The sequence below is a fragment of the Azonexus hydrophilus genome, assembly GCF_001956855.1.
Lineage (GTDB): Bacteria > Pseudomonadota > Gammaproteobacteria > Burkholderiales > Rhodocyclaceae > Azonexus > Azonexus hydrophilus_A.
In genome coordinates this window covers 571,110-596,325 of sequence record NZ_MTHD01000002.1, presented here as the reverse complement: position 1 = coordinate 596,325, position 25,216 = coordinate 571,110, and the positions used below count along the sequence as shown (strand labels likewise).

At 56.6% G+C, this 25,216-nt stretch carries 23 protein-coding genes and 1 tRNA gene; 17 read left to right on the top strand and 7 right to left on the bottom strand.

Features of this window, described 5'->3' with window-relative positions; genetic code table 11:
* The first annotated feature begins 18 nt into the window (after positions 1-18).
* Genes mltG through BJN45_RS07385 form a run of 6 tightly spaced genes read left to right on the top strand, consistent with a single transcriptional unit; the run spans position 19 to position 4,448 of the window.
* Positions 19-1,014: an endolytic transglycosylase MltG gene (gene mltG / locus BJN45_RS07410; protein WP_076093545.1), complete on the top strand. Its 996-nt coding sequence runs from the start codon at positions 19-21 to the stop codon at positions 1,012-1,014.
* A complete protein-coding gene (gene tmk / locus BJN45_RS07405) occupies positions 1,011-1,622 on the top strand; it encodes a dTMP kinase (protein WP_076093543.1) in 612 nt (203 codons plus the stop codon). Before mltG ends, tmk begins: the two co-directional genes overlap by 4 nt.
* 14 nt (positions 1,623-1,636) lie before the next feature.
* The gene (gene holB, locus BJN45_RS07400) at positions 1,637-2,641 is read left to right on the top strand and encodes a DNA polymerase III subunit delta' (protein WP_240494515.1); all 1,005 of its coding nucleotides are present in this window, start codon (positions 1,637-1,639) and stop codon (positions 2,639-2,641) included.
* Between the two features lie 6 nt (positions 2,642-2,647).
* Positions 2,648-3,010 (top strand): PilZ domain-containing protein, encoded by a 363-nt coding sequence (locus BJN45_RS07395; RefSeq protein WP_076093539.1) that lies wholly within the window; start codon positions 2,648-2,650, stop codon positions 3,008-3,010.
* Positions 3,011-3,018: 8 nt separating this feature from the next.
* The gene (locus BJN45_RS07390) at positions 3,019-3,795 is read left to right on the top strand and encodes a TatD family hydrolase (RefSeq protein WP_076093537.1); all 777 of its coding nucleotides are present in this window, start codon (positions 3,019-3,021) and stop codon (positions 3,793-3,795) included.
* Between the two features lie 5 nt (positions 3,796-3,800).
* A complete protein-coding gene (locus BJN45_RS07385; RefSeq protein ID WP_170873049.1) occupies positions 3,801-4,448 on the top strand; it encodes an ankyrin repeat domain-containing protein in 648 nt (215 codons plus the stop codon).
* A gap of 14 nt (positions 4,449-4,462) precedes the next feature.
* Here the strand turns inward: BJN45_RS07385 and icmH are convergent, their stop codons facing one another.
* The 3 genes from icmH to tssJ are packed head-to-tail and all read right to left on the bottom strand — an operon-like array spanning position 4,463 to position 7,177.
* A complete protein-coding gene (icmH, locus tag BJN45_RS07380) occupies positions 4,463-5,236 on the bottom strand; it encodes a type IVB secretion system protein IcmH/DotU (RefSeq protein ID WP_076093533.1) in 774 nt (257 codons plus the stop codon).
* Positions 5,233-6,576 carry a type VI secretion system baseplate subunit TssK gene (tssK, locus tag BJN45_RS07375; protein WP_076093531.1) on the bottom strand — a complete coding sequence of 448 codons (1,344 nt, stop codon included), beginning with the start codon at positions 6,574-6,576 and terminating at the stop codon, positions 5,233-5,235. The genes icmH and tssK overlap by 4 nt, the downstream gene beginning before the upstream one ends.
* Before the next feature lie 4 nt (positions 6,577-6,580).
* The gene (gene tssJ, locus BJN45_RS07370; RefSeq protein WP_076093529.1) at positions 6,581-7,177 is read right to left on the bottom strand and encodes a type VI secretion system lipoprotein TssJ; all 597 of its coding nucleotides are present in this window, start codon (positions 7,175-7,177) and stop codon (positions 6,581-6,583) included.
* A gap of 21 nt (positions 7,178-7,198) precedes the next feature.
* On the opposite strand from tssJ, the gene BJN45_RS07365 reads away from it, so the two are divergent.
* The 10 genes from BJN45_RS07365 to BJN45_RS17775 all read left to right on the top strand — a co-directional run bounded on the left by BJN45_RS07365 (position 7,199) and on the right by BJN45_RS17775 (position 18,916).
* Positions 7,199-8,005: a tetratricopeptide repeat protein gene (locus BJN45_RS07365; RefSeq protein WP_170873048.1), complete on the top strand. Its 807-nt coding sequence runs from the start codon at positions 7,199-7,201 to the stop codon at positions 8,003-8,005.
* A gap of 60 nt (positions 8,006-8,065) precedes the next feature.
* Positions 8,066-8,578, top strand: a complete 513-nt coding sequence (tssB, locus tag BJN45_RS07360; protein WP_076093526.1) for a type VI secretion system contractile sheath small subunit — start codon at positions 8,066-8,068, stop codon at positions 8,576-8,578.
* Positions 8,575-10,056, top strand: a complete 1,482-nt coding sequence (tssC, locus tag BJN45_RS07355; RefSeq protein ID WP_076093524.1) for a type VI secretion system contractile sheath large subunit — start codon at positions 8,575-8,577, stop codon at positions 10,054-10,056. The genes tssB and tssC overlap by 4 nt, the downstream gene beginning before the upstream one ends.
* Positions 10,057-10,086: 30 nt before the next feature.
* The gene (locus tag BJN45_RS07350; protein WP_076093522.1) at positions 10,087-10,623 is read left to right on the top strand and encodes an Hcp family type VI secretion system effector; all 537 of its coding nucleotides are present in this window, start codon (positions 10,087-10,089) and stop codon (positions 10,621-10,623) included.
* A 45-nt stretch (positions 10,624-10,668) separates the two neighbouring features.
* Entirely contained in the window at positions 10,669-11,148 is a 480-nt protein-coding gene (gene tssE, locus BJN45_RS07345; RefSeq protein WP_076093520.1) for a type VI secretion system baseplate subunit TssE, read from the top strand.
* Positions 11,149-12,978 carry a type VI secretion system baseplate subunit TssF gene (gene tssF / locus BJN45_RS07340; RefSeq protein ID WP_076093518.1) on the top strand — a complete coding sequence of 610 codons (1,830 nt, stop codon included), beginning with the start codon at positions 11,149-11,151 and terminating at the stop codon, positions 12,976-12,978.
* Positions 12,942-14,006: a type VI secretion system baseplate subunit TssG gene (tssG, locus tag BJN45_RS07335; protein ID WP_076093516.1), complete on the top strand. Its 1,065-nt coding sequence runs from the start codon at positions 12,942-12,944 to the stop codon at positions 14,004-14,006. The genes tssF and tssG overlap by 37 nt, the downstream gene beginning before the upstream one ends.
* Positions 14,007-14,054: 48 nt before the next feature.
* The gene (gene tssH / locus BJN45_RS07330; RefSeq protein ID WP_240494514.1) at positions 14,055-16,790 is read left to right on the top strand and encodes a type VI secretion system ATPase TssH; all 2,736 of its coding nucleotides are present in this window, start codon (positions 14,055-14,057) and stop codon (positions 16,788-16,790) included.
* 118 nt (positions 16,791-16,908) lie between these two features.
* Positions 16,909-18,750: a translational GTPase TypA gene (gene typA / locus BJN45_RS07325; protein WP_076093512.1), complete on the top strand. Its 1,842-nt coding sequence runs from the start codon at positions 16,909-16,911 to the stop codon at positions 18,748-18,750.
* 10 nt (positions 18,751-18,760) lie between these two features.
* A complete protein-coding gene (locus BJN45_RS17775) occupies positions 18,761-18,916 on the top strand; it encodes a hypothetical protein (RefSeq protein ID WP_170873047.1) in 156 nt (51 codons plus the stop codon).
* An 18-nt stretch (positions 18,917-18,934) separates the two neighbouring features.
* Here BJN45_RS17775 and BJN45_RS07320 read toward each other — a convergent pair whose 3' ends face one another.
* From BJN45_RS07320 to BJN45_RS07310, 3 genes are all read right to left on the bottom strand, one after another.
* Positions 18,935-20,812, bottom strand: a complete 1,878-nt coding sequence (locus tag BJN45_RS07320; RefSeq protein ID WP_083651011.1) for a putative bifunctional diguanylate cyclase/phosphodiesterase — start codon at positions 20,810-20,812, stop codon at positions 18,935-18,937.
* 17 nt (positions 20,813-20,829) lie between these two features.
* Positions 20,830-21,897, bottom strand: a complete 1,068-nt coding sequence (gene moaA, locus BJN45_RS07315; protein WP_083651008.1) for a GTP 3',8-cyclase MoaA — start codon at positions 21,895-21,897, stop codon at positions 20,830-20,832.
* 221 nt (positions 21,898-22,118) lie between these two features.
* Positions 22,119-22,194: transfer RNA gene (locus tag BJN45_RS07310), tRNA-Asn, on the bottom strand.
* Between the two features lie 76 nt (positions 22,195-22,270).
* On the opposite strand from BJN45_RS07310, the gene BJN45_RS07305 reads away from it, so the two are divergent.
* Positions 22,271-23,944: an AsmA-like C-terminal region-containing protein gene (locus BJN45_RS07305; RefSeq protein ID WP_076093507.1), complete on the top strand. Its 1,674-nt coding sequence runs from the start codon at positions 22,271-22,273 to the stop codon at positions 23,942-23,944.
* Positions 23,945-23,988: 44 nt separating this feature from the next.
* Here BJN45_RS07305 and BJN45_RS07300 read toward each other — a convergent pair whose 3' ends face one another.
* On the bottom strand, positions 23,989-25,194 hold the full coding sequence (locus BJN45_RS07300) for an aromatic amino acid transaminase (RefSeq protein ID WP_076093505.1): 1,206 nt from the start codon (positions 25,192-25,194) through the stop codon (positions 23,989-23,991).
* Between the last annotated feature and the right edge of the window lie 22 nt (positions 25,195-25,216).

Sequence of the window (25,216 nt, the reverse complement as noted above, 5' to 3'; positions counted from 1 at the left end):
TGTCGCCCACGAGTTCCCATGCGTTTCATTTTCCGTCTTGCCGTCCTGTTGTCGATCACCGCAGCCGCAGTGGCCGCCGGCTTCATCTGGTGGTCGCAACAGCCGATCGCGCTGAAGCAGACCGGGGTCGAATTTCGTGTACCCGCCGGCAGCAGCCTGCGGGGAGCGTTGCGCCAGATCAACGCTGCCGGGATTCCCGTCCAGGGCGACCTGTTCGTGCTGCTGGCCCGTTGGCAGGGCAAGAGCGGCGCGATCAAGGCCGGCACTTATGCTACCGATGCCGGCGAAACACCGTTGAGCCTGCTCGACAAACTAGCCACCGGACGCGTCAGCCAGGCCAGTATCACGCTGATCGAAGGCTGGACCTTCAGCCAGTTCCGCGCCCGTCTTGATGCCCATCCGCGCTTGCAGCACGACAGCAAAGGCCTGAGCGAAGCCCAGCTGATCGCCCGCCTGGGGCTGCCGCTGCGCAGTCTGGAAGGGCGCCTGCTGCCCGACACCTACCTGTTCGACAAGGACTCCAGCGATCTGGACGTACTTGCCCGCGCCGTCGGCAACATGCAGCGCCAGATCGACGAAGCCTGGTCGCAACGTCCACCGGGGCTGCCGTACCGTTCGCCTGACGAAGCGCTGATCATGGCCTCGATCATCGAGAAGGAAACCGGCCGCGAGGAAGATCGCACGCAGGTTGCCGCCGTTTTCGTCAATCGCCTGCGCATCGGCATGCGTCTGCAGACCGACCCGACCGTGATCTACGGCCTGGGCGAGAATTTCAACGGCAACCTGCGCAAGATCCATCTGCAGACCGACACCCCGTACAATACCTACACGCGGGCCGGCCTGCCGCCGACACCGATTGCCATGCCGGGGCTGGCGTCGATCCGTGCCGCCTTCGCGCCGGCCGCCAGCGATGCCTTCTACTTCGTTGCCCGCGGCGACGGCAGCAGCCAGTTTTCAAGGACGCTCGACGAACACAACCGGGCGGTCAACAAATACCAGAGAGGCGGAAAATGAGAGGCAAGTTCATCACCTTCGAAGGCATCGACGGCGCCGGCAAGAGCAGCCACGTCGAATGGCTGGCCGAACAGCTTCGCGGCAAGGGCTTGACCGTGCAGGTCACCCGGGAGCCCGGCGGCACCGAACTTGGAGAGAAACTGCGCGAGTTGCTGCTCAATGAACCGATGCATCTGGAAACCGAAACCCTGCTGATGTTTGCCGCCCGTCGCGAACATCTGGCCCGGCTGATCGAGCCGGCGCTGGCACGTGGCGAATGGGTCGTCTGCGACCGCTTCAGCGATGCCACCTGGGCTTACCAGGGCGGCGGCCGGGGTCTCGACAAGAGCAAGTTCCTGGCGCTCGAACACTGGGTGCACGACCATCTGCATCCCGACCTGACGCTGCTCTTCGATCTGCCGCTCGATGTTGCCCGGGAGCGCATCGTTCTGGCCAACCGGGTGCTCGACAAGTTCGAACAGGAGCGCGCCGATTTCCACGAACGGGTCCGCCAGGCCTACCTTGATCGGGCACACGGGAACCCGGCGCGCATGCGCGTCATCGCCGCCGACAATACCCTGGAAAATATTCGCAAACAACTTGAAGTAATTGTCGCAAGTATTTGTTAATGAATATATTAGAGTTGCACAAAGAAAATTGGCTCAGCCTGCAGGCAAGGCGTCCGCGCCTGCCGCACGCCCTGCTGCTGATCGGCCAGAAAGGTCTGGGAAAATACGCCCTGGCCCGCGAGTTCGCCGCCTCACTTCTCTGTGAGAATGTTGCGCCTGACGGTCATGCCTGCGGCCAATGCATGGCCTGCAACTGGTTCGCGCAAGGCAACCATCCGGACTTCCGGCTGCTGCAACCGGATGCACTCGGCGAAGACGTCGAAACGGAAGAGGGCAAGAAAAAGCCCAGCCAGCAGATCACCATCGACCAGATCCGTAACCTCGACGAATTCCTTGGTGTCGGCAGCCATCGTGGCGGCTTGTGTATCGTGCTCGTCAATCCGGCTGAAGCGATGAACCGGAATGCCGCAAACTCAATTCTTAAAATACTTGAAGAACCACCGGCAAGTATATTGTTTTTATTGGTATCAAGTGAACCATCCAGATTGCTGCCAACGATCCGCAGTCGCTGTCAGGCCGCACCCATCAGCGTCCCACCGACGGAGGTTGCAACGCGGGCGCTGGTCGCCGCCGGCATCAGTGATGCCGAGCGCTGGCTGGCACTGAGCGGCGGTTCGCCACGCTTTGCCCGGGAGATGGCGACGTCGGGACAGGGCGCCTGGCTGGAACTACTGGCCAACCGTCTGGCCGGGGGAAGAGGTGCCGATCCACTGGGGCTGGCCGGAGAACTGGAAAAAGCAGTCAAAGACAGCAAGGGGCGGCTGCAACTCAAGCAGGTCATCGAGGCCGTGCAAAAATGGTTGGTCGACCTCACACTGGTCAAGAATGGCTTGCCCACCAGATATTTTCTGGGCCAACAGCCCAAAATAACCATGCTGGCTGATATGATTCCAGCCGTTCGCCTGATTCATTTCTACCGAACCATGAACCAGCGCCGTCAGGAAGCAGAACAGCCGCTCAATGCGCGCCTCTTTCTGGAAGGTGTTTTTCTGGACTATCGAGCCCTGTTTAGCCGTTGATCGAGGATGAGCGAAGTCAAACCCGCACCGCAGCGCCCCAGCGTACTGTCGCTGAACATCAACTCGAAATCCGCCCTGTACGCGGCCTTCATGCCCCATCTGCGCCACGGCGGCATCTTCATTCCGACAACCCGCGCCTATTCGTTGGGCGACGAAGTTTTCATGCTGTTGTCGTTGATGGATGATCCAACCAAGCTACCCATTGCCGGCACCGTCATCTGGGTGACCCCGGCAGGCGCCCAGAATGGCCGCGCCCAAGGCATCGGAGTCCATTTCAACGACGACGAAAGCGGCCAGGAAGCGCGCCGCAAGATCGAAGGCCTGCTCGGCGGCGTGCTGCAGTCTGCCCGTCCGACACACACCCTCTGAGCGACGGCATGCTGGTTGATTCGCATTGCCACCTCGATTTTCCCGGACTGGCCGATCGCCTGCCCGCTGTGCTCGCTGCCATGCAGGAACGCGGGGTCGGTGCCGCGCTGTGCATTGGCGTGAATCTCGAAGATTTCCCCCAGGTGCTCGCCATCGCCGAACAGGCCGACAACCTTTACGCGACCGTGGGCGTGCATCCGGAATACAGCGACGTCGAAGAACCCGACGAAGCCCGTTTGCTGGCCCTGGCGGCCCATCCGAAAGTGCTGGGAATCGGCGAAACCGGTCTTGACTACTACTGGCACAAGGACAAACCGGAATGGCAACGGCAGCGTTTCCGGACGCACATCCGCGCCGCCCGCCAATGTGGCAAACCGCTGATCGTCCATACCCGGGATTCCGCTGTGGACACCTTGCAGGTGCTGCGCGAGGAGGGGGCTGAAGCGGTCGGCGGGGTCATGCACTGTTTCACCGAAAACTGGGAGATTGCCAGCCAGGCGCTCGACCTGGGTTTTTACCTGTCCTTTTCCGGCATCGTCACTTTCAAGAATGCGGCCATCGTCAAGGAGGTCGCTCAGAAGTGCCCGCTGGACCGGATGCTGGTCGAAACCGACGCACCATATCTGGCACCGACACCTTTTCGCGGCAAACCGAACGAGCCGTCCTATGTGCGCTATGTCGCGGAAGAAATTGCCAGGTTGCGGGAAACTACGTTGGCAGAGATAGCTGAAGTGACCACCGGAAACTTTCTGCGTCTGTTCAAACCAGTTTCGCCAACACCATGAAAATCATGAAAAAAACCCTGTTGACCGCAATATTCGTGCTGACCATCCCGTCACTGTCCTTCGCCGGTACTTACGACGATCTGATTCAGGGCGCCAAAATGGGCAGCGTCAGCGAGATTCGCCCGCTGCTGGCCAAAGGGGCTTCGGTAGATACAACCGACAGCGAAGGCAACACGCTGCTGATGCTGGCGGCCCGTGACGGTCATGCCGAACTGACCGGCTTCCTCATCACCAACCGGGCCAAGTTGAATGCGCGCAACACTGCGGGCGATACCGCGCTGGCGCTGGCGGCGTTGCGCGGCTATCTGCGCGTGGTTGAACTTCTGGTCAACGCCGGTGCCTCGCAAACGGTTCCCGGCTGGCCGCCACTGGTTTATGCAGCGTTCAACGGGCACCACGAAATTGCAGATTTTCTCGTCAGCAAGGGTGCGGAGCTTGACGCCGCCAGCGATAACGGCATGACTGCGCTGATGGCCGCCGCACGTGGTGGTCATATCGGCGTTGCTCGCGCCCTGTTGAAAAAAGGGGCCAATGCCAACCTGCGCATGGATACAGGCGAGACGGCACTCGACTTGGCCCTGCGCTTCAACAATACGGATATCGCCGACTTGCTTCGCTCAAGCGGTGCAAAATCCGGCAAGGATGCTCTCTAGCCTGAAAGCCCCCGTCATGGCAGGGTAATGATCAGCGTGGGTGCGCGTGGCGCCAATTGAACCACATTGTTGAACGGTGACAATACCTGCTGAACCTGCTGACTGGCGTGCCAGTCCAGGCCGATGAATGCCAGCAAGGCAAACAGCGCGAGCACCGAGTTGATGGCCCAGAGAGGCATGTCCCGCTTGATGGCGTTGGCGATCTGGTCCGGCGCTGCCCAGTGGGGCGCAAAGGAAGCCGCCTTGCCCTTGATGTGAGCGATCTGCTCACCTAACTGTGCGGTCAGATATTTGAGCTTTTCCGGCCCCTCGAGCAGGTAGCGCCCTTTGAAGCCGACCAGCAGACACATGTGAAAGACCTCCAGCGCCTGAACCCGACTGGCCCCGCCATTGCGGGCCGTTTCCAGCTTATCGAAGAAATGCTCCCCTGCCAGCTGATCGCCAAACAGGACAAGTTGCAACGGTCGGCGCTCCCAGGTATCGCGGATATGCATCTTTGACGTCAGGACCGCTTCATCGACCGCCGCACAAAAAGCGTACTTGGCATCAAAAATATCATCGGCATTGAAATGATGTTTTTTTGCCGTTCGCTCGAATTCACCGAGAAATTTCTGGATATTTCCGGAAAACGCCTCAACATCCCCCGGCGCACTTCGATTATGCAGCAGGATCAGCATGTAAAAACCGTCATAGAGCAGATCAACCAGGTTTTTGGTTGATTGCTCGAATGGCTGAATATCCTGTTGGGAAACAGGAGCTGTGGAAAACAGACTGGGAGCATGATTCATGGCGTAACTGCGATCATTTCGATATTGAGGTCACGATAGCTTTCCGGAACATAGATCATCACCGACTGCGCCTTGAGCATTCTTTCGTAAAGCGGCCCGTGGGCATCCAGTGCGAAATAGCAGGCTCCAGGACGCACAGGAATCGGTGCCGGAACCTGTGCTGCGTGACTCAGACGAACCCCGGAAATGGCGGAAAGGACCAGCTTTTCCACATCATCAGGAGCCCCAACCTTGATGCGTAGCGGGATCGACTCGATGATTTCGGATTGCTGGTGTGCAGCAGTGATCGACAGATAAAAAGCCGTATCACTGTTGATTTTTTCGGAATCGAGATGGCCAACATGAAAAGATGGCTTGATCTGGTTCAGGGCTATTGCGAAATAGCGTGTGGAAATCACCGTATCCAGCAACTCGCGCAGTATATGCTCCAGACGCGTGAAGCAGGGACCTGGCTGGGCATGGTCATATGTGGGCAGGTCATTCAGCGTGAATGACTTTGAAAAGGTCATCAAGCCACCGGCAAGACGCAGGAACTCCTGGAAAAGACGCTCTGGCGAAACATCTGGATTACGAAAAAGATGGGTCAACGAGGCGCATGCACTGCTCGCGGTGTGCAAGAGCCAGAAGGAAGCAATATCTCCTGAACGAAATTCAATGACGTTCTTTGACGGCTCACGATGAAATCCGTACAGAGCTTCCACTTTGGCCAGCAGCGCATCAATCTGCCTTCGCAGCATCATGTACAGCCCCGGCGCACTGCGCAGGCTGATGGATGGCGGCATAAAGGCAGGATCGATCTCAAAACCATTGCTGGCAGTTCTTCTGATGCGAACCAGAGGAAGCGTCAGGAACTGGTCCATTGGCTCACCGGCCGATTTGATGCGGGAAATCTTGCTCAGCTTCGAAATCGCCGCCTCGGCTGCATCGGTATATAGATCCGGTGTCTCGCAAGGAACAATCAGATAACGCGCCTGCCCGGACTCGACAGCGCTATCCGTACAGTTTCCACCGTGAGGATTGATATGATGGAGGGCCAGAAAGAAGTCCGTGGCCCCATCTTCTGACACGACACCGGCAAGCGCCTGGGGGGGCGGCAACTGATCAATATCCGGGGCAGTAAAAATATCTCCGTTGGCAAAAATTGCATTGACCCGATTGAAGCGCAGAACGCCGCTTTTCAGGGCGTCGTGATCAAGTTCAAGATCACGAACCCCCCAGGCATATGGGTTTGCCGACAACAGGACACGTCGCCCCAATGATTCTGCATGGATATCCTGTTGCTGAAAATGTTGAGGCCGGAGAAAAAGTCCTTCCCCCCATAATATTTTTGCACTTGTCATTGGTCTACGACTTCTGTGTATTACATTGAACGCCGACCAGTGACTGCACTGTATCGGGACTGATATCCGATCGCAACGCCCCCTTGCTGGCTGTCAGTGCGCATGCATGAGCGCCAACAACGATGCCGGTGCTGTATGAATTGCCAGCATCGAACGCGAGTTTCCAGCGATAGGAATAGGGGGCGCGATACATGCCAACAATGCCGATAGTCGTTGCGTCGCCCGGAATTTTGAAAGGCAGCTCATAAGACTTGCCGGGAATGATCGTGACTTCGCGAACCATGATCAGATCTTCTCCAAATGCCTCCTTTTCACCTTCCTGGCTGGTCATCTGTGGATAGGTCAGTGTGCGTAAACGCTCCGGGGAGCGCAAAACGTAGATTTTTGCGACCAGCGACATCGGGACACCACTGCTTGTCGTATTCAACTCCTCCCCCCCGAATATCCTGACTGACAAGTCCCTGACCCGCTTGGCAGGATCTCCATCCTTCTTCAGGACGCCAGTTGCCTCGAGAACAATACCAATGGCAGTTCCCGCCAATTGCACCCCTGATGTCGTCGCGCAACCGGAAGCCAGTGCGGCAAAAATGAGCACAACCATCGCTGCGCCTCCAGCAGCGACATGACGAATCCGATCACCCGCAGCGGCAGCAACTGTTCCAAAAAAATTGTTTGGCATATATGCAAATGGGTTGATTACACGCAGAACGTTAATGTACTATGCCGTCCTGCATCAGGCAAACCCATTGTCATTTTATTTGAAGCAATAATTTCAGGAGTGTGTATGCTCGCCTCAAAATGGTCATCCTTGCCGATGATCCTTGTTGCCATGGCAGTACTTTCCGGTTGCGCCACAACCGAGCCTCTGGTCAGCAAGGATCAGTTTCTCGAATTGATGACCCTGTCTTCACAGAAAGCGGACTTGCTGGCGGACAGCGGGAAAAAGGAAGAGGCAATAAATCTTCTCACCGATGTTGCGCGAGCGAAGCCCGACAGAAAAGAGCCATGGGTTCATATGGCAAAAATACACTTTGATGCAAAAAACTACTCGCAAGCCATTGTTTCGTCTGAAGAGGCCCTGCAACGGGACAGGGCAGACCAGGTCGCCAAGAGCATTCGGGCGGTTTCCGGACTGCGCGTAGCAGCTCAATCACTTACTGAACTCCGGAATGACGTTGATCTCAAGGGGGGAGCCAGAGCTGACGCTACTGACCTTGCAATGGTGATGCGCGAGATCCTTGGTGAAGATGTCCTGGTTCCACCGGCCGAACTGGAAGCAAGAAAAAAACGCGAAGCGGTTGCCGCCAGAAAAAAAGCCATTGCGCGGGCCAAGGCAAGAACCCAGTCGGCAACCCCTCCCGGGGACACCTCGCCGCCCAAAGGGCAGGCGACAGCCACAACCGGAAATCCATTTGGCATGCTTAAATAAACAAAATGCATTAAAGTTCGAATTTAGTACGTTTGATTCGAATTCAATCAGGAGAAAGTTGTGGCGAAGAAAGAAAGCATTCAGAAACGTTTGCAGAAGGTCAGACCTCCCCGTGTCCAATTAACCTACGATGTCGAGATTGGTGACGCCATCGAGGTCAAGGAACTCCCATTCGTGGTTGGAGTACTCGGTGATTTCACCGCGCAATCCCGGGAATATCAGGGGAAAGTACGTGACCGCAAGTTCGTCAATATCGACATGGACAACTTTGACGACGTCATGGATGGCATGGCACCTCGCGCAGCCTTCAGGGTGAAAAATCGCCTGACATCGGAAGGAGGGGAACTGGGCGTGGATGTCGAGTTCAGGAAATTCGAGGACTTCCGCCCGGAATCAGTCGTGCAGCAGGTAGAGCCCTTGCGCAAGCTTCAGGAAGCCAGGGCGAAACTGGCTGATTTACGCAACAAGCTGGCAGGTAACGAAAAACTCGAAGACCTGTTGACCGAAATACTGAACAACACCGAACAACTTCGTCAGCTCGACGACAAACAGAGCGAAGGAGATGGACGATGAGTGCGCAACAGGTATTTGTCAGTGGCAGCACCGCAGGCGAGTCCACCATTCTCGACCAGATCATCGAAGAAAGCAGGGTTGCTCAATCAGACCAGGAAAAAGATCGGGCACGGGACATCATCAATGAGCTTGTTCACCAGGTCCTCGACGGAGAGGTTGTCGTTTCGGAAAATCTCGCGGCATCTCTGGATGCACGCGTCGCAGAACTCGACCGCCTGATTTCCGAACAATTGAGCGAAGTCATGCATGCGCCGGAGTTCCAGGCGCTCGAAAGCGCGTGGACCGGACTCCATTATCTGTGCAAGCAGACGTCGACCGGGCAACAACTGAAGATCAAACTGTTCAATGCAGGCAAGCGCGAACTGGTAAAGGACTTCAAGACAGCCATCGATTTCGACCAGAGCGCCTTGTTCAAAAAGGTCTACGAGGAAGAGTTTGGAACATTTGGCGGCGCACCATTCGGTAGCCTGATCGGCCAGTTTGAACTGACCAGGCAACCGGAAGACATGTACTTCATCGAGCAGATGTCGCACATCGCAGCAGCTTCACATGCCCCATTCATCACAGCCGCAGCTCCTCAGTTGTTCGGACTCGAGACCTACACCGAATTAGGCAAGCCACGCGATATGTCGAAGGTGTTCGATACCGTTGAATACGCAAAGTGGAAGTCATTTCGCGAGTCCGAGGATTCACGCTATGTCGGTCTTGCGCTACCGCGATTCCTGGGGCGCCTGCCATACAACCCGATCGACGGAGAGGTCACGGAAGGCTTCAATTATGTCGAGGAAGTCGATGGTACGAATCATGAAAAATACTTGTGGTGCAATGCAGCGTTTGCCTTTGCTGTTCGTTTGACCACCGCTTTTGAGAATCATGGCTGGTGTGCAGCGATCCGCGGTGTGGAGGGGGGAGGGCTGGTGGAAGATCTGCCAACCCATACTTTCCGTACCGATGATGGAGAGGTTGCGCTGAAATGTCCGACCGAGGTCTCGATTACCGACCGACGGGAGAAGGAACTGAGCGACCTCGGCTTCATCCCTTTGGTGCATTGCAAGAATACCGACTATGCGGCTTTCTTCGGAGCCCAGTCAGCACAGAAGCCGAGGAAGTACGACACCGACTCCGCCAATGCCAATGCTTCGCTGTCTGCACAACTCCAGTACATGTTCGCTGTTTCCCGGATTGCGCACTACATGAAGGCAATGATGCGGGACAAAATCGGCAGTTTTGCATCAGCGGCCAATGTTCAAAATTACCTGCAACGCTGGGTCGATCAATACGTGACAGCCGACGACTCGGCATCACAGGAAACCAAGGCGCAGTTCCCATTGCGGGAAGCGTCAGTCGAAGTCAGTGAAGTACCAGGGCGCCCCGGCGTATATCGCGCCGTATCGTTCATCCGGCCGCACTTCCAGCTTGACGAACTCTCGGTGTCCTTGCGCTTGGTCGCTGAGTTGCCGCAGTCAAGTAAACCCTGATGTTTTTTATTACCTAGGAGAAAGCACGAAATGAAGGATATATACGTTGAGTTCATGGGAAGCGATATCAAGGGCGATTCCCGCGATTCCAAGCACAAGGACCAGGTGGAGGTATCGAGCTGGAGCCATACGATGCGTCAGCCGAAATCTGCTACAGCATCCGGGGCTGGCGGCCATACCGCAGAACGGGTCGAGCACGGTGAAATGATCTTCACCAAGGACATTGATGGTTCCAGTCCCAAGCTTTACCAAGCCTGCTCTTCCGGCTTGGTGGTGAACGATGTTGTCATCTATTTTTACCGGGCATTCGGCGGGAAAAACACGACTGGCAACCCATCCGGAACACAAAATCGTCATCAATACATGAAAATTGAACTGAAGAACGTCATCATCGCCTCAGTATCCCCCTCGGTTGATGATGAAGGTATTCCAAAGGAAATCTTCTCCCTCAAATACTCGGCAGTCAAATGGACCTACGATGAACTGAATATCGACGGCAACAAGTCCGGCAAGGTCAATATTCAGGGAGCATGGAATCTTGCCAAGAACACGCCGAATCTGAGTTGATGTTCTTTTGAAAGAAGCGGCGGAACCCGGTTTCCGCCCTTTCTCATGACGAAAGGTTTCGAGCCATCCCTATTTGACAAGCTGTTCGACGATCTGCCCGTCGGGGCTGTGCGTCGACGCCTTTCGCTTGACCAGCTGAAGGATTCTGTAGCGCGAGACCTTGAAGCTTTATTGAACACCAGGGCGATTCTCGATGAGCAATGGTGCAGCGAGTTTCCACTGGCTGCGGACTCGGTCGCCGGATTCGGCATGAGCGATTTTGCTGGACTGAGCCTGGCCAACGTCCATGACCGGCGCCGTATCTGCACAGCCATTGAAGGTGCCATCGTCGCCCACGAACCTCGACTTCGCGATGTGCGAGTAGCGCTTGAACTTCACCGCAAGACGGTGAATGCCCTGTATTTCTCGATCAATGCCGTTTTGTACGTCAGACCGGCACAGGAGCCAGTTGCATTCGACGCCCTGCTGCAACCGACCAGCCTCCAATATTCCGTCAGTCGGCATAGACCGCGAACAGGAGCTTAATTGGAAGATCTTCTTCCTTACTACGAGCGAGAGCTTGCTTTTCTGCGTCAGCATTCCCGCCAGTTTGCCGAACGCTATCCCAAACTTGCTGCGCAATTGCTGCTATCGGGAGAGGGGTGTGACGATCCGCACGTCGAACGGATGATCCAGTCCTTCGCGTTGCTCACGGCGCGCGTCTCGAAAAAACTCGAGGACAGCTACCCGCAGTTTACAGAAGCCTTGCTCAATGTTCTGTACCCGCACTACCTCCGCCCGTTTCCAAGTTGCTCGATTGCGCATTTCGACTACGGACGCGGACAGGGTAGCGTTTCCAGCATTCCTCGCAATACCGAACTGCAGTCACGGCCAATCAAGGGAGCTGTATGCAAATTTCGTACGGCATGGAATGTGCAGCTGACCCCGGTCAGCATCGAAAATCTGACTTTTGACCCAATCGCCGCAGCCCCAGGAGAAGTACGTCTGCCAGTCGGCAGCAATGCGCTGCTTTCGTTTTCGCTGGCCTTGCACGGCGACAGCGTTAAAGACGGGTTTCGGCAACTGAAGACCCTGCGTGTCTACATTGATGCAGAGCCCTCAGTAGCTTCAGCCTTGCGGGATTCGCTCTTTCTTCGGCAATTGAAGGTCTACGCCATCGGCACTGACCAGCGTTGGCGTATCGCACAGCCTGGTTTGATCAGTGAAGTCGGTTTTGCCGAAGACGAGGCCTTGTTCGAAATGCCGGACACTGCGCATGGCGCCTATCGCTATCTGACCGAGTATTTCTGCTTTCCGGAAAAATTCAATTTTTTTGATATCGATCTTGCTGCAATACCACCGGAAATCCTTGGCGAAGCAACAATCAGGCTGAGTATTGCGTTGGGCAGCATTCGTGCCGACAGTGATACCTCTCGCCTCCTGCAGACACTGACAACACAGAATCTGCGACTTGGATGCGTCCCTGTTGTCAATCTTTTCGCCCAGCGCGGCGATCCGGTCAGGATCAATCATCGCCAATCCGCCTACCCAGTCGTTGCTGATGGACGCAGGGCCTACGCGTACGATATCTATTCCATCGACTCGGTAAGGCGTATTCGACAAACCCCTCAGGGTGAGTCAATTACCGAATTTCGTCCGTTCTTTTCGTTGCGCCACGGAGAAACGCCTGAACGGAATGGGTACTACTGGTACGCGCAACGAGATCCGATGGTTGCCGAAACCAGTCCGGGTTACGAAACCTCGCTATCCATTGTCGACGCCGACTTTGATCCAGTTCAGCCCAAAACCGATGTACTGAGCCTTCAACTGACTTGCACCAATCGGGAATTGCCAACACTGATGTCGGTAGGACTTCCGTCTGGGGATCTCTTTCTTGAAGGCGGCTCAAGCGTTCGTTCGATCAAGTTGTTGCGCAAACCCAGCCAGCCAAGCCGGTTTGACCACCGGCGGGATGGTCAATGGCGAATCATTTCCCACCTGTCATTGAATCAGTTATCGCTGACAGATACTGGCCTCAAGGCATTTCAGGAAATGCTCGCTCTTTATGATTTACCGGGAACCGCCAGCACACGACGACAAATCGAAGGTGTGCTCGGTATTGAACAAACAAGCAAGACTCTCTGGATGCCCGGCAAGCCATTCGCCTGCTTTATCCGTGGCCTGGAGGTCCGGCTCACGATCGACGAGTCAAGTTTCGTGGGTAGCGGCCTCGATGTTTTCAGCCGCTGTATCGATCGTTTCCTTGGCCTGTACGTGGGCCTGAATAGTTTTGTCCAGTTGCTTGTAATTTCAAAAAGAACCGGAGAGGAGTTGATCCGATGCGCACCACGCAACGGCGAATCGATCCTGGGGTAATAGAGCAGAGTCAACTGACTCCGGAACGCTACGAGTTTTTCCATCTGGTACGACTCTATGAACTCGTGTTCCGGAAAACAGCAGGCTCCGTGAACAATGATGCAGTTAGCGAACAAATCCGTTTCCGCAACTCGCTGCGCCTCGGTTTTGCGCCAAGCCAGGTAGACAGCATGCAGTCTGGCTACCGACTTGATGATGAAGGCCTCGAAACAGCGGAGCTGGAACAGGTTGAGATCACGCCGAGTTTCATGGGGATGCTGGGCGTCAATGGCACCCTGCCTATTCATTACACCGAGCAGGTGATTCTCCATGAGCGGTTCAACCGCGATACCGCCGGACGGGCTTTTCTTGATCTGTTTACTAACCGGGCAGTCGGTCATTTCTATCGGGCCTGGAAAAAATACAAGCTGCCAATCCAGTATGAAGGAAATCGAAAAGACCGATTCCTGCCTCTGATCCTGGCACTCGGCGGTATGGGCTTTGATACGCTGCGCGAACGCTTGAACAGCCATCCAGGTGTCGTTGAAGATGAATCGCTGGCCTGCTTTACCGGCCTTATTCGGCAGCGTCCGTTTTCTGCTGAAGCCCTGAAACGGTTGCTCTGCGGATATTTTCGGGAAATCGTTTTGATCGAGCAATTCGTCGGACGCTGGTGTGTTGTGCCGCCAGAGCAACGCTCCACGCTTGGCAACAAAAACTCATTGCTCGGCACCAATACACTGGTCGGCGAACGGGTTTGGCAACGTAACCTGCGCATCCGCATCAGTATCGGACCACTGACGCATGAGCGCTACACCGAATTCATGCCCTGCGGTGCCTTGGCAAAAGCCCTTGAAAAGCTGCTGAATCTGACGACGGGAGGAGAGTTCGAGTTTGAAATTCGGCCAATCCTTCGTGCCGAGGATGTACGTCCTCTGGTCCTGCTCGCCGGACAGGGCTGCCAACTTGGTTACGACACCTTCATCGCCAGCCGTCCAGAGCTAAATGACCGCGGCGACTGCCGCTACATCACCCACGCGATTCATTAGATACCCCAATAAAGAAAGCAATAGCCAATGAGTACGTCATTGAAGACATTGATCAGCAAACTGAATTCCACCTGTCGCCAGGCAACCGAACGTGCCGCCGGTTTGTGCATTTCACGAGGCAACTACGAAATTGACCTGGAACATCTGCTGCTGGCGCTTCTCGAACAACCTGGCAGTGATCTGGTGGTCATTGCCAAACTATCGGGAATCAGTCCGACTGGCCTTGAGCGCGAACTCAACCATGAGATTGACGGCTTCAAGACCGGCAACAACCGCACGCCGGTTTTTTCAATGCACCTTCCCAAGCTGTTCGAGCAGGCTTGGCTGATCGCCTCTCTTGACGCCCGCTTGCCGCGTATTCGTTCCGGTCATCTACTGCTGGCATTGCTCACGGCGCCCGAACTGGTGCAACTGGCCTTCCGCGGCTCAAGGCTACTGACCAAGGTCAGACTGGATGAACTCAAGCACAACTTCGACAAGATGACTGAAGCTTCTTCCGAAGCAGCAGAGGTCCGTGGTTTGGCTGAAACTCACGACGGCGTGGAAGAAAAGGTGAGCGCAACTCGAAGCGCAGCACCTGAAGTTTGCAAAACTCCCGCACTTGATCAGTTCACGAGCAATCTGACGCAGCTTGCCCGTGCTGGCAAGGTCGACCCTGTCGTTGGTCGTGACGGGGAGATCCGTCAGGTCATCGACATCCTGATGCGTCGTCGCCAGAACAACCCCATTCTGACCGGCGAAGCCGGTGTCGGCAAAACAGCCGTTGTCGAAGGACTGGCCTTGCGCATCGCCGCCGGAGATGTGCCACCACCGCTGGCAGAGGTCGCGTTGCACACCCTCGATATGGGCCTCTTGCAAGCTGGTGCCAGCGTCAAGGGAGAGTTCGAGAACCGCCTGAAAAACGTCATCGACGAAGTCAAGAAAAGTCCGAAACCGATCATCCTCTTCATCGACGAGGCGCACACGATGATCGGTGCAGGCGGCCAGTCCGGCCAGAACGACGCCGCCAATCTGCTCAAGCCGGCGCTGGCGCGCGGTGAACTGCGCACCATCGCAGCCACCACCTGGGCCGAGTACAAGAAATATTTCGAGAAAGATGCAGCGCTCGCGCGCCGCTTTCAGGTTGTCAAGGTCGAGGAGCCGTCTGAACCGCTCGCCGCAGCCATGTTGCGAGGCATGGTCCCGCTGATGGAAAAACATTTCGGCATTCGCGTCATGGATGAAGCCGTTACCGAAGCGGTGCGTCTTTCACATCGCTATATCAGTGGTCGGCAACTGCCGGACAAGGCCATCAGCGTGCTTGATACCGCCTGTGCCAAAGTGGCCCTAGGCCAGAGCGCAACCCCTGCGCTGATAGACGAGGCCGAGAAGCGCATTGCCCGCGAGCGTGCCGAACTTTCCGCACTGGAACGCGAAGCATCCAGCGGCATGTGGCACGACACACGCATCGGTGAACTGAAAGCACAGATTGCTGCCATCGAATCGGATCTTCTGCATTTCAAGGCGCGCTACGAGGAAGAAAAAATACTGGTTTCCCGAATACTCGAAATGCGCAAGCAGGCGGAGGAGGGGAATTCTGCGGTCAACCACCCTGTCACGAAAAAAAGGCGTGGCAGCAAGAATACGGCCCGAGCGGGTTCTGCCAACAACCAGCTGGACGAGGCGCTTGTCGCACTGCGACAGTTACAAGGCGAAAACCCGATGGTGCCGTTGCAGGTCGATGGCCATATCGTCGCCGAAATCGTCGCTGCCTGGACCGGAATTCCCCTGGGGAAAATGGTCAAGGATGAAATAAAGACCGTGCTCAATCTGCAGTCACTTCTGCAAGAGCGGGTGATTGGCCAAGATCATGCGCTGGCGGCGATCGTTCAGCGGGTAAGGACGGCGCGGGCCAACCTGGAAGATCCGGACAAACCCAAGGGCGTGTTCCTGTTCGTCGGTCCGTCAGGTGTCGGCAAGACCGAAACCGCGCTGGCGCTGGCCGACATTCTCTATGGCGGTGAAAGAAAACTGGTCACCATCAACATGAGCGAGTATCAGGAAGCGCACAGTGTTTCCGGTTTGAAAGGGTCCCCGCCGGGCTACGTCGGGTACGGCGAGGGTGGTGTCCTGACCGAAGCGGTACGGCGCAATCCTTACAGTGTCGTGCTGCTTGACGAGGTGGAGAAGGCTCATCCAGACGTACTTGAGCTCTTTTTCCAGGTTTTTGACAAGGGCGTGCTCGATGATGCCGAAGGCCGCGAAATTGATTTTCGCAATACGCTGATCATCCTGACCAGCAACGTTGGTTCGAGCCAGATAATGCAGGCCTGCCTGAACAAGCCAACCGTCGAACTGCCGGCGGCCGATGCGCTGGCGGAGATGCTGCGGCCGATTTTGTACAAGTCGTTCAAGCCGGCCTTTCTGGGGCGGCTGAAGGTGATACCGTACTACCCGATTGCCGACGCGGTGCTGCAGCAGATCATCGAGCTCAAGCTGCACCGCATCCAGTCCCGAATCACCACCAACCACAAGGCCGAGTTTGCCTGGGATGAAAAGCTGGTCGATGCCGTGCTGGCACGCTGTACCGAAGTTGATTCCGGCGCTCGCAATGTCGATCACATCCTCAACGGAACCCTGTTGCCGGAAATAGCCGGGGCGGTACTGACACGCATGGCGGAAGGGACGGCAATTGGCCGCATCCGCGTCAGCGCAGCGAATAACGGCAGCTTCAAATACACTCTTGGCGCCACCACCAGGCACAGAGAAAAATCCTGTGCAAGCGTGAGCAAGGAGTATGTCTGAACAACTGTCCAAACATCACCCGCACTAAAATTTCCTTCTTTTCTGCACGAATGGATGCTGCGCCGCAACACGGGATGGTAGAATCACGCCTTTGATTTTTCTGGCCAAATTCGCTCCCATGTCCGCTCGTCCTATTCGCAACATCGCCATCATCGCCCACGTTGACCACGGTAAAACCACCCTGGTCGACCAGCTTCTCCGCCAGTCCGGCACCTTTGCCGCTCACCAGCAACTGGTCGAGTGCGTCATGGATTCCAACGACCTGGAAAAAGAGCGTGGTATCACGATTCTTTCCAAAAACACTTCGGTCGAATACGAAGGCGTCCATATCAACATCGTTGATACCCCGGGCCACGCGGATTTCGGCGGTGAAGTCGAGCGCGTGCTTGGCATGGTCGATGGTGTGGTGTTGCTGGTCGATGCCGCCGAAGGCCCGATGCCGCAGACCCGTTTCGTGACCAAGAAGGCGCTGGCCCTTGGCCTGCGTCCGATCGTGCTGGTCAACAAGGTTGACCGCGACGGCGCCGATCCCGATCAGGCCGTCAATCTGACTTTCGACCTGTTCGACAAGCTGGGTGCTTCGGACGAACAACTGGATTTTCCGATTGTTTACGCTTCCGGCCTCAATGGCTGGGCGGCGATGGAACTGGATCAGCCGCGCGAGAACATGAAGCCGCTGTTCGACACCATCCTGCGCCACGTACCGGCCCCGGACACCGATATTGAAGCACCGCTGCAGCTGCAGATCACCGCCCTCGATTATTCGTCTTACGTCGGTCGCATCGGCGTCGGCAAGATCAATCGCGGCAAGGTCAAGACCGGCCAGAACGTGCTGGTGATGTTCGGTACCGACGAAGAAGCAGCCGAGCACGAGCGCACCCCGATCAAGGCCAAGATTGGCCAGGTTTTCGGCTACAAGGGCCTGAACAAGGTTGAGCTGGAAGAAGGCCACGCTGGTGACATCGTCCAGATCACCGGTATCGAAGATCTGGTGCTGGGTTGCACGGTGACCGACCCGGAAAGCCCGGAATCCCTGCCGCTGCTGAAGATCGACGAGCCGACGCTGTCCATGCAGTTCATGGTCAACACCAGCCCGCTGGCCGGTACCGAAGGCAAGTTCGTCACCAGCCGCCAGCTGCGTGACCGCCTGCACAAGGAACTGCTGACCAATATGGCGCTGCGCGTCCATGACACCCCGAACGGTGACGTTTTCGACGTTGCCGGTCGCGGCGAACTGCACCTCGGGATCCTGCTCGAAAACATGCGTCGCGAAGGCTACGAGCTGGCCGTGGGTCGCCCGCGTGTTGTCAAGAAAATCATCAACGGTGTCGAGTGCGAGCCGTACGAAATGCTGACGGTTGACGTCGAAGAAGACACCCAGGGTGGCGTCATGGAAAGCCTCGGCATGCGCAAGGGCGATCTGCAGGACATGGTGCCGGATGGTCGCGGCCGTGTCCGTATCGAATACCGTATCCCGGCGCGTGGCCTGATCGGCTTCCAGGGCGAATTCATGAACCTGACGCGTGGCAACGGCCTGATGAGCCACGTGTTCGACGAATACGCACCGGTCAAGGATGGCAGCGTTGCCGAACGTCGCAATGGCGTGCTGATTTCCCAGGACAACGGTGAAGCCGTCGCCTACGCGCTGTGGAAGCTGCAGGATCGCGGCCGCATGTTCGTCAGCCCGGGCGACAAGCTGTATGAAGGCATGATCATCGGTATCCACAGCCGTGAAAACGACCTCGTTGTTAACCCGATCAAGGGCAAGCAACTGACCAACGTTCGTGCCTCCGGCACCGACGAAGCGGTTCGCCTGGTGCCGCCGATCCAGCTCAGCCTGGAAGCAGCAGTCGAGTTCATTGACGAGGACGAACTGGTTGAACTGACGCCGAAGTCGATTCGTCTGCGCAAGCGCTTCCTGACCGAAATCGAACGCAAGCGCTCGGTGCGCGGTCTGTAAGCAGGCAAGCGTGCGCTTCTGCCAGCCCTGCAAGGACCTGGTAGCACGTCACAGAAAGGCGGCCCGCTGGGTCGCCTTTTTCATTGGCATGTCGATATTCTTCACCTTGCTGGGGCTGGTCAGCGACCCGGTCAACGGCATCGGCTTCTGCAAGATATATCCCTGATCACGTCCCTTTGGGGCTTTATGGATTCTTGCGGTCAACCAGGTATTTTTCGGCAAATTCACCTGGCGCGAGCGGTCGGCTGAACAGGTAGCCCTGAATAATGTCGCAGCCAAGATATCTCAAGGCCTGTAGCTGTTCGGGCGTTTCCACGCCTTCGGCAACCACTTTCAACGAAAGGCTGTGCGCCATGGCGATGATCGCGCGCACCAGTGGCTCGCTGCCCGCCGCGCCTTCGTCGACGACCAGCGACTTGATGAAGGAGCGATCGATCTTCAAAACGCCAACCGGCAGTCGCTGCAGATAGGAGAGGGAAGAATAGCCGGTACCGAAATCATCGAGCGCAATACCGATCCCGGCTTCACGCAACCGTCCCAGCTGCTCGATGCTGTCGCCTTCAGGATCAAGCACCACGGACTCCGTGATCTCGACTTCAAGTACCGACGTTGGCAGACCGGCAAAGTTCAGCGCGTCAAGAATGCAATGCGACACCGAAGGGCGCCAGAACTGACGTGGTGAAAGATTGATGGCGATCGGCGGTACCAGCGCATGGCGATTGCGCCACTCGGCAATCTGGCCGACAGCCCGGGCAATCACCCATTCACCAATCGGCACGATCAAACCACATTCCTCAGCAACCGGAATGAACTGATCCGGCGGAATCATCGAATCCCCGTCATGCCAGCGCAGCAAGGCTTCGGCGCCGACCAGGCGGCCATCTTCGGCGGCAACCTGCGGCTGGAAATACAATTCGAACTGGTTTTCCTGCAAAGCCTTGCGTAGCCTGGTTTCCAGCGACATGCGCAAACTGACTCGCTGATCCATCTGGGCGGTATGAAAGCGTATGGCATTTCCGCCGACGGCTTTCGCAGCATACATTGCCGTGTCGGCGTGACGCAGCAATGTCTCCCCGTCGCCTGCATCATCCGGGAAGAGACTGACGCCGATACTGGCACTGGTGAAAAAGTCGTTTTCGCCACCCGCAATCGGCTCGGTGATCTGCTCCTTGATTTTCAGTGCAATATCCATGGCATCGGTACCTGCCGGCAATGGATTGATCAAGACAATGAATTCGTCGCCGCCCTGGCGATACAGACGACAATTGGCCGGCAGGCTTGCCCTTAGCGTCATCGAGACCGTTTGCAGCATCTGGTCACCAGCACGGTGCCCCAAGGTATCGTTGATGTTCTTGAAACGGTCGAGGTCGATGAAAAGCACGGCAAGACGATGTGTTTGTTCACGGCCCTCAGTGATTGCCGCCTGCAGATGCTCGGCAAACAACAGTCGGTTCGGCAAACCGGTCAACACGTCGTGCTGGGCAAGAAACTCCAGCTCTTCCTGATGCTGGCGCCGCTCCGTGATGTCCGTCACCGAACCGACCATCTGGTAAGCGGTTCCCCGTCCATCACGCACGGCCAGACCACGGGAAGCAATCCAGCGATACTGTCCATCACTGGCCAGCACCCGGTACTCGCAGTAGAAGTGATCCGTTTCACCCTTAATATGGCGTGCCACGGCGCGATTGTAAAAAGCCACATCGTCCGGATGCACCAGTCTCAGCCAAGCATGGGTGTCGGGCAGAAAATCCTGGCGGTAGCCGAGTATCTGCAACAAGCGGGAACCAACCTGCAATTTCTTGGTAACAGGGTTCCAGTTCCAGAACCCATCGTGAGCCGCCTGCATGGCAAGATCGTAGGCCTGCGAGATCGAGCGGAAATGCTGGTATTCGACGTAACCAAGCCAGAGCAGGGCAAGACCCGCAGAAACAAGCAAGGCACTGGAAAAAAGGCCCGGTTGTACAAGATTGAGCAACAGACCGGTTGCCGCCGCCAGCAGCAGACCGGCTGCCAGAAGCGGACGCTGCAACGATGACGACCAGGGAGAGCGGGCAACGGCCATTGATTCGCCGTACCGCTTCAGCCGCCAGTCATCGACATGAAGCGTACGACCTGCGGATTGTTCATCTGCTGGGTAAAGTCGTGACCAAAGGGTTTGATGCCCATGCTGTCGACAATGGCTTGACGCAATGCTGCCTCATCGCCGTTCGCACGCATGACCGGCAACAGGCTCAGTGCATCATTCTGGCCGAGACAAGGGTAAAGCTCTCCTTTGGCAGTCACGCGCACGCGATTGCAGGAATCGCAGAAATTGTGGCTGTGCGGAGAGATGAAACCGATCCGTGATTCGCTACCGGGGATTCGCCAATAGCGTGCGGGACCACCGGAGCTCTCGGTTGAAGGAATGAGCTCGTAATGCCGACCAATCATCTCCCGCGTTTCTTCAGACGAAATATAGGTTTTGCTGCGACCATGAATCTCTCCCAGTGGCATTTCCTCGATGAAGGAAATATCCAGTTGGTGCTCGACAGCAAAACGTACCAGATCGACGAATTCGTCATCATTGGTACCGCGCATCATCACGGTATTCAGTTTTGTACGCTGAAAACCAGCGGCCGTTGCAGCCTCGATTCCACGCAGGACCTTTGACAAGTCGCCAATCCGCGTAATGGCCTGAAAACGCTCGGCCTTCAATGTATCCAGACTGATGTTCAGGCGCTTGACGCCAGCGGCCTTGAGTGGGGCGGCGAAGCGATCAAGCTGCGAGCCATTGGTTGTCAGGACCAGATTTTCCAGGCCGGGCAGGGCCCCCAGCCGCTCGATCAACCACATGACGTTCTTGCGCACCAACGGTTCTCCGCCGGTCAGTCGCAGCTTGCTGACGCCGAGACTGACAAACGCCTGAGCAACCTGCAGCGACTCTTCCAGACTCATGACCTCCTGGCGCGGCAGAAAAGTCATCTCCTCGGCCATGCAGTAGGTGCAGCGAAAATCGCAACGGTCGGTTATCGACAAACGCACGTAAGTAACGTGACGCCCATATTTGTCGATCAGGGTACCCGCGGCATGGCCTGCAGTGCTGACCGCCGGCTGGAAACCGACAAGCGATGCAGGCGTATCTTCGGTGTGAAGTGTTTCATTGCGCATGCGTCGGATTATCAGCGCACAAAAGACAGCCAACAAGGGGGTAGATCGAAATGGGTAGAGCTATTTTTCGGAGAAAAATGAGTCAAACGACATAAAAATGCTATCATCATCGCGATTTTACGGTAGCTGAGATAGGGCGGAGGCATGAGCTCCCGGCTGCAAAATCGGTCCAACAAAAGCAAAATGCCCAGCCATGAGGCTGGGCATTTTGATCAAACTTTTGGCTCCCCGACCTGGGCTCGAACCAGGGACCTACGGATTAACAGTCCGGCGCTCTACCGACTGAGCTATCGAGGAACGGAAGCGCGCATTATAGGAGTAGAATGCTGTCGAGTCAAGTCGTATCAGTCGTTTCAGGATTGGATGCAGGCCAATGAATTCTGGTCAGGTTTATGCAAAAACCCCCATCGGGGACGAGGCGGTTCGCCAGAGCACGCGGGTTGTTCAGCGCAATCTGAGAATGGTTTTGGTCCAGGTTGATGGAAAGCTGACGGTTGGCGAACTATCCGCCAAAATCGGTAACGCCCGTTTGGTCGAGGGCGCCATTCGCGAGCTCGAAAGTGGTGGCTACATCGTCCCTCTGGCAGCGGCTGCCGCTGCCTGGGAGCAGGGGCAACTGCCTGTTCGCAAAGAGCAGGTGTCAGCCATTTCCCAGTTTTCAACCTTCGGCACGACCAAGGGACCAACAAGCCTTGGTAGCGATAGTCAGACGAGCCGCTTTTCTTCATTCGGGAAGCCCATCCTGCCAGCATCTCGAGTCGACAACGACGAATTGCAGTCGACAAGAAAAACCGGGATCAATGACGATGCGGATATCGAACCGGAAAATCAGCCGTCACGCCAATCCAGACCTGCCGTGATCCTTGGATCGGCTTTCGCGTTTATCGTGCTGTGCGTGCTCGGATTGTTGCTCTATCCGTACAACAATCACAAAATTGAGATCGAACGCATAGCCACCAACATGCTGAACACGGCGGTGACGATTGACGACGTTTCGCTCCAGTTCCTGCCGACACCACATCTGTTGCTGCAGGGGGTCCATTTGAGTGGTATCCGGGATGGCCGGATTGCCTCACTGCAAATACATAACCCCATGCAATTGATTCTTGGAGGCGTTGGCAGCATTGAAAAAATCACTGCACTCGACCCTGAATTATCGGTTGAAGATGTGCTTGGCCTGCCATTTGCTGCCCTCAATGAAAACCGGACAAACTCTGCCTTGCACCAGATCCTGATAAGCAATCTCAGGGTCCACGCAGGATCGTCGATGGTTTTTGGGCCATTGAACGGCAAGATTCTTCTCGCAAACGGGCATCTGGAAAGCGCTCAACTTGAAAATCCGGATCGCAGCCTTTTGCTCAAGGCAACACCGCGGGGCGCTGGATTCGATGTTGCCATGGAAGGGCGCGCCTGGCGCCCTCCCGGTCTGCCAGTCAGTTTCGCCGCGTTGCAGGCACGTGGCGTTCTGCAGGCCGACAATCTGCAAATCAATGATATCGATACGACTTTCCTTGGCGGTGTGCTCAAGGGAGACTGGCGGCTTTCATGGCACGATGGCGTAAGCATGTCAGGCATGGGATTGCTGACCAGAATCGACTTGCGCAAATTGTCTGCTGATCTGGCGCTGGCGATGAATATCGAAGGAGACCTAGGCGGTACTTTGCGGATTGACGGACAAGGTAGCGATTGGGCACAAATGTGGCAGTCAGCGTCAGCACAGATGAAAGTCGAGATTGTTCGCGGCATTATCCATGGCACGGACATTGGGGAAGCGGGCAGGCGAGGTACCGGGGCAGTCGTACGCTCGGGCGTGACCCGATTCGACAGGCTCGATGCGGATATCGGCATCGACAAAAAAGGAGTGTCGGTACGTAATATCCGGCTTGATGCCGGTCTGATGACAGCAAGCGGTCAGGTTCAGGCGAACCCGGACGGCATGGTTGAAGGTCGTCTGATGCTCATCGCCAGTTCGTCGGTAGCAACGATACGCGCCCCTTTGCTTGTCAACGGGCAATTGCCAAACCTGACGGTAACAGCGGACAAATAAAAAGGGCGGGAAAATCCCGCCCTCTGATGACCTTGTCCGACAACTTACTTGGTCACGGCAGCGATGGCCTTGGCGACGTAATCCAGATTTTTTGTGTTAAGCGCAGCCAGGCAGATGCGGCCGGTCGACACGGCGTAGATGCCGAATTCTTCCTTCATCCGCTCAACCTGGGCGGCGGTCAGGCCGGTATAGGAGAACATGCCGCGTTGCTGGGCAACGAAGGAGAAGTCCTGGGCGCAGCCGGTGGCCTTGATGGCATCAACCAGACCGGCGCGCATGGCGCGGATGCGATCGCGCATGCCGGCCAGTTCGGTTTCCCACTGGGCACGCAATTCGCCGGAGGCGAGAACGGCGGCAACCAGCGCACCACCATGAATCGGCGGGTTGGAATAGTTGGTGCGGATGACGCGCTTGACCTGCGACAGAACGCGCGCCGACTCTTCCTTGGAGGCGGTGACAACGGACAGCGCGCCGACACGCTCACCGTACAGCGAGAAGTTCTTGGAGAACGAACTGGAGGCGAAGAACTGCAGGCCGGAGGCGGAGAAAGCGCGGATCGCCACGGCATCAGCGTCGATGCCATCGGCAAAGCCCTGATAGGCCATATCAAGGAAGGGCACCAAGCCGCGTTCCTGGCAGATGCCAACGACTTCTGCCCACTGGGCGTCGCTCATGTCGGCGCCGGTCGGGTTGTGGCAGCAGGCGTGCAGCAGCACGACGGAGCCCGGTGCCATCTTGTTCAGGTCGGCCTTCATGCCGGCGAAATTCACGCCACGGGTGCCTGCATCGTAGTAAGCGTAATCCTCGACGATGAAACCGGCGGCTTCGAACAGGGCGCGGTGGTTTTCCCAGGACGGGTTGCTGATGTAAACCTTGGCTTCCGGATTCAGGCGCTTCAGGTAGTCGGCGCCGATCTTCAGTGCGCCGGTACCACCGATGGCCTGGGCGGTGATCACGCGGCCGGCGGCGAGCAGGTCGGAATCCTTGCCGAACAGCAGGTTCTGGACCGCGGTGTTGTAGGCAGCCGGTCCTTCGATCGGCTGGTAACCACGCGGCGGTGCGGCCTTCAGGCGGGTTTCCTCGGCGGCCTTGACGGCAGCCAGCAGCGGGATCTTGCCGTTGTCGTCGAAGTAGACGCCGACGCCGAGGTTGACCTTGGTGTCGCGCGCATCGCCGTTGAAGGCTTCATTCAGACCGAGAATGGGGTCGCGCGGGGCCATTTCCACCGCAGCGAAGATCGAAGAGGACATAAGAACTCCGTGGAATAATACG

What these genes read in the sequence shown, in the direction of transcription:
- BJN45_RS07305 (WP_076093507.1), top strand. Translation starts at nt 22,271, where the DNA reads ATGAATTCTGGTCAGGTTTATGCAAAAACCCCCATCGGGGACGAGGCG.
- tssG (WP_076093516.1), top strand. Translation starts at nt 12,942, where the DNA reads ATGCGCACCACGCAACGGCGAATCGATCCTGGGGTAATAGAGCAGAGT.
- BJN45_RS07390 (WP_076093537.1), top strand. Translation starts at nt 3,019, where the DNA reads ATGCTGGTTGATTCGCATTGCCACCTCGATTTTCCCGGACTGGCCGAT.
- BJN45_RS07395 (WP_076093539.1), top strand. Translation starts at nt 2,648, where the DNA reads ATGAGCGAAGTCAAACCCGCACCGCAGCGCCCCAGCGTACTGTCGCTG.
- tssK (WP_076093531.1), bottom strand. Translation starts at nt 6,576, where the DNA reads ATGACAAGTGCAAAAATATTATGGGGGGAAGGACTTTTTCTCCGGCCT.
- icmH (WP_076093533.1), bottom strand. Translation starts at nt 5,236, where the DNA reads ATGAATCATGCTCCCAGTCTGTTTTCCACAGCTCCTGTTTCCCAACAG.
- BJN45_RS07320 (WP_083651011.1), bottom strand. Translation starts at nt 20,812, where the DNA reads ATGGCCGTTGCCCGCTCTCCCTGGTCGTCATCGTTGCAGCGTCCGCTT.
- tssE (WP_076093520.1), top strand. Translation starts at nt 10,669, where the DNA reads ATGACGAAAGGTTTCGAGCCATCCCTATTTGACAAGCTGTTCGACGAT.
- tssJ (WP_076093529.1), bottom strand. Translation starts at nt 7,177, where the DNA reads ATGGTTGTGCTCATTTTTGCCGCACTGGCTTCCGGTTGCGCGACGACA.
- BJN45_RS07365 (WP_170873048.1), top strand. Translation starts at nt 7,199, where the DNA reads ATGACGAATCCGATCACCCGCAGCGGCAGCAACTGTTCCAAAAAAATT.
- BJN45_RS07300 (WP_076093505.1), bottom strand. Translation starts at nt 25,194, where the DNA reads ATGTCCTCTTCGATCTTCGCTGCGGTGGAAATGGCCCCGCGCGACCCC.
- BJN45_RS07350 (WP_076093522.1), top strand. Translation starts at nt 10,087, where the DNA reads ATGAAGGATATATACGTTGAGTTCATGGGAAGCGATATCAAGGGCGAT.
- typA (WP_076093512.1), top strand. Translation starts at nt 16,909, where the DNA reads ATGTCCGCTCGTCCTATTCGCAACATCGCCATCATCGCCCACGTTGAC.
- tssC (WP_076093524.1), top strand. Translation starts at nt 8,575, where the DNA reads ATGAGTGCGCAACAGGTATTTGTCAGTGGCAGCACCGCAGGCGAGTCC.
- tmk (WP_076093543.1), top strand. Translation starts at nt 1,011, where the DNA reads ATGAGAGGCAAGTTCATCACCTTCGAAGGCATCGACGGCGCCGGCAAG.
- mltG (WP_076093545.1), top strand. Translation starts at nt 19, where the DNA reads ATGCGTTTCATTTTCCGTCTTGCCGTCCTGTTGTCGATCACCGCAGCC.
- moaA (WP_083651008.1), bottom strand. Translation starts at nt 21,897, where the DNA reads ATGCGCAATGAAACACTTCACACCGAAGATACGCCTGCATCGCTTGTC.
- BJN45_RS07385 (WP_170873049.1), top strand. Translation starts at nt 3,801, where the DNA reads ATGAAAAAAACCCTGTTGACCGCAATATTCGTGCTGACCATCCCGTCA.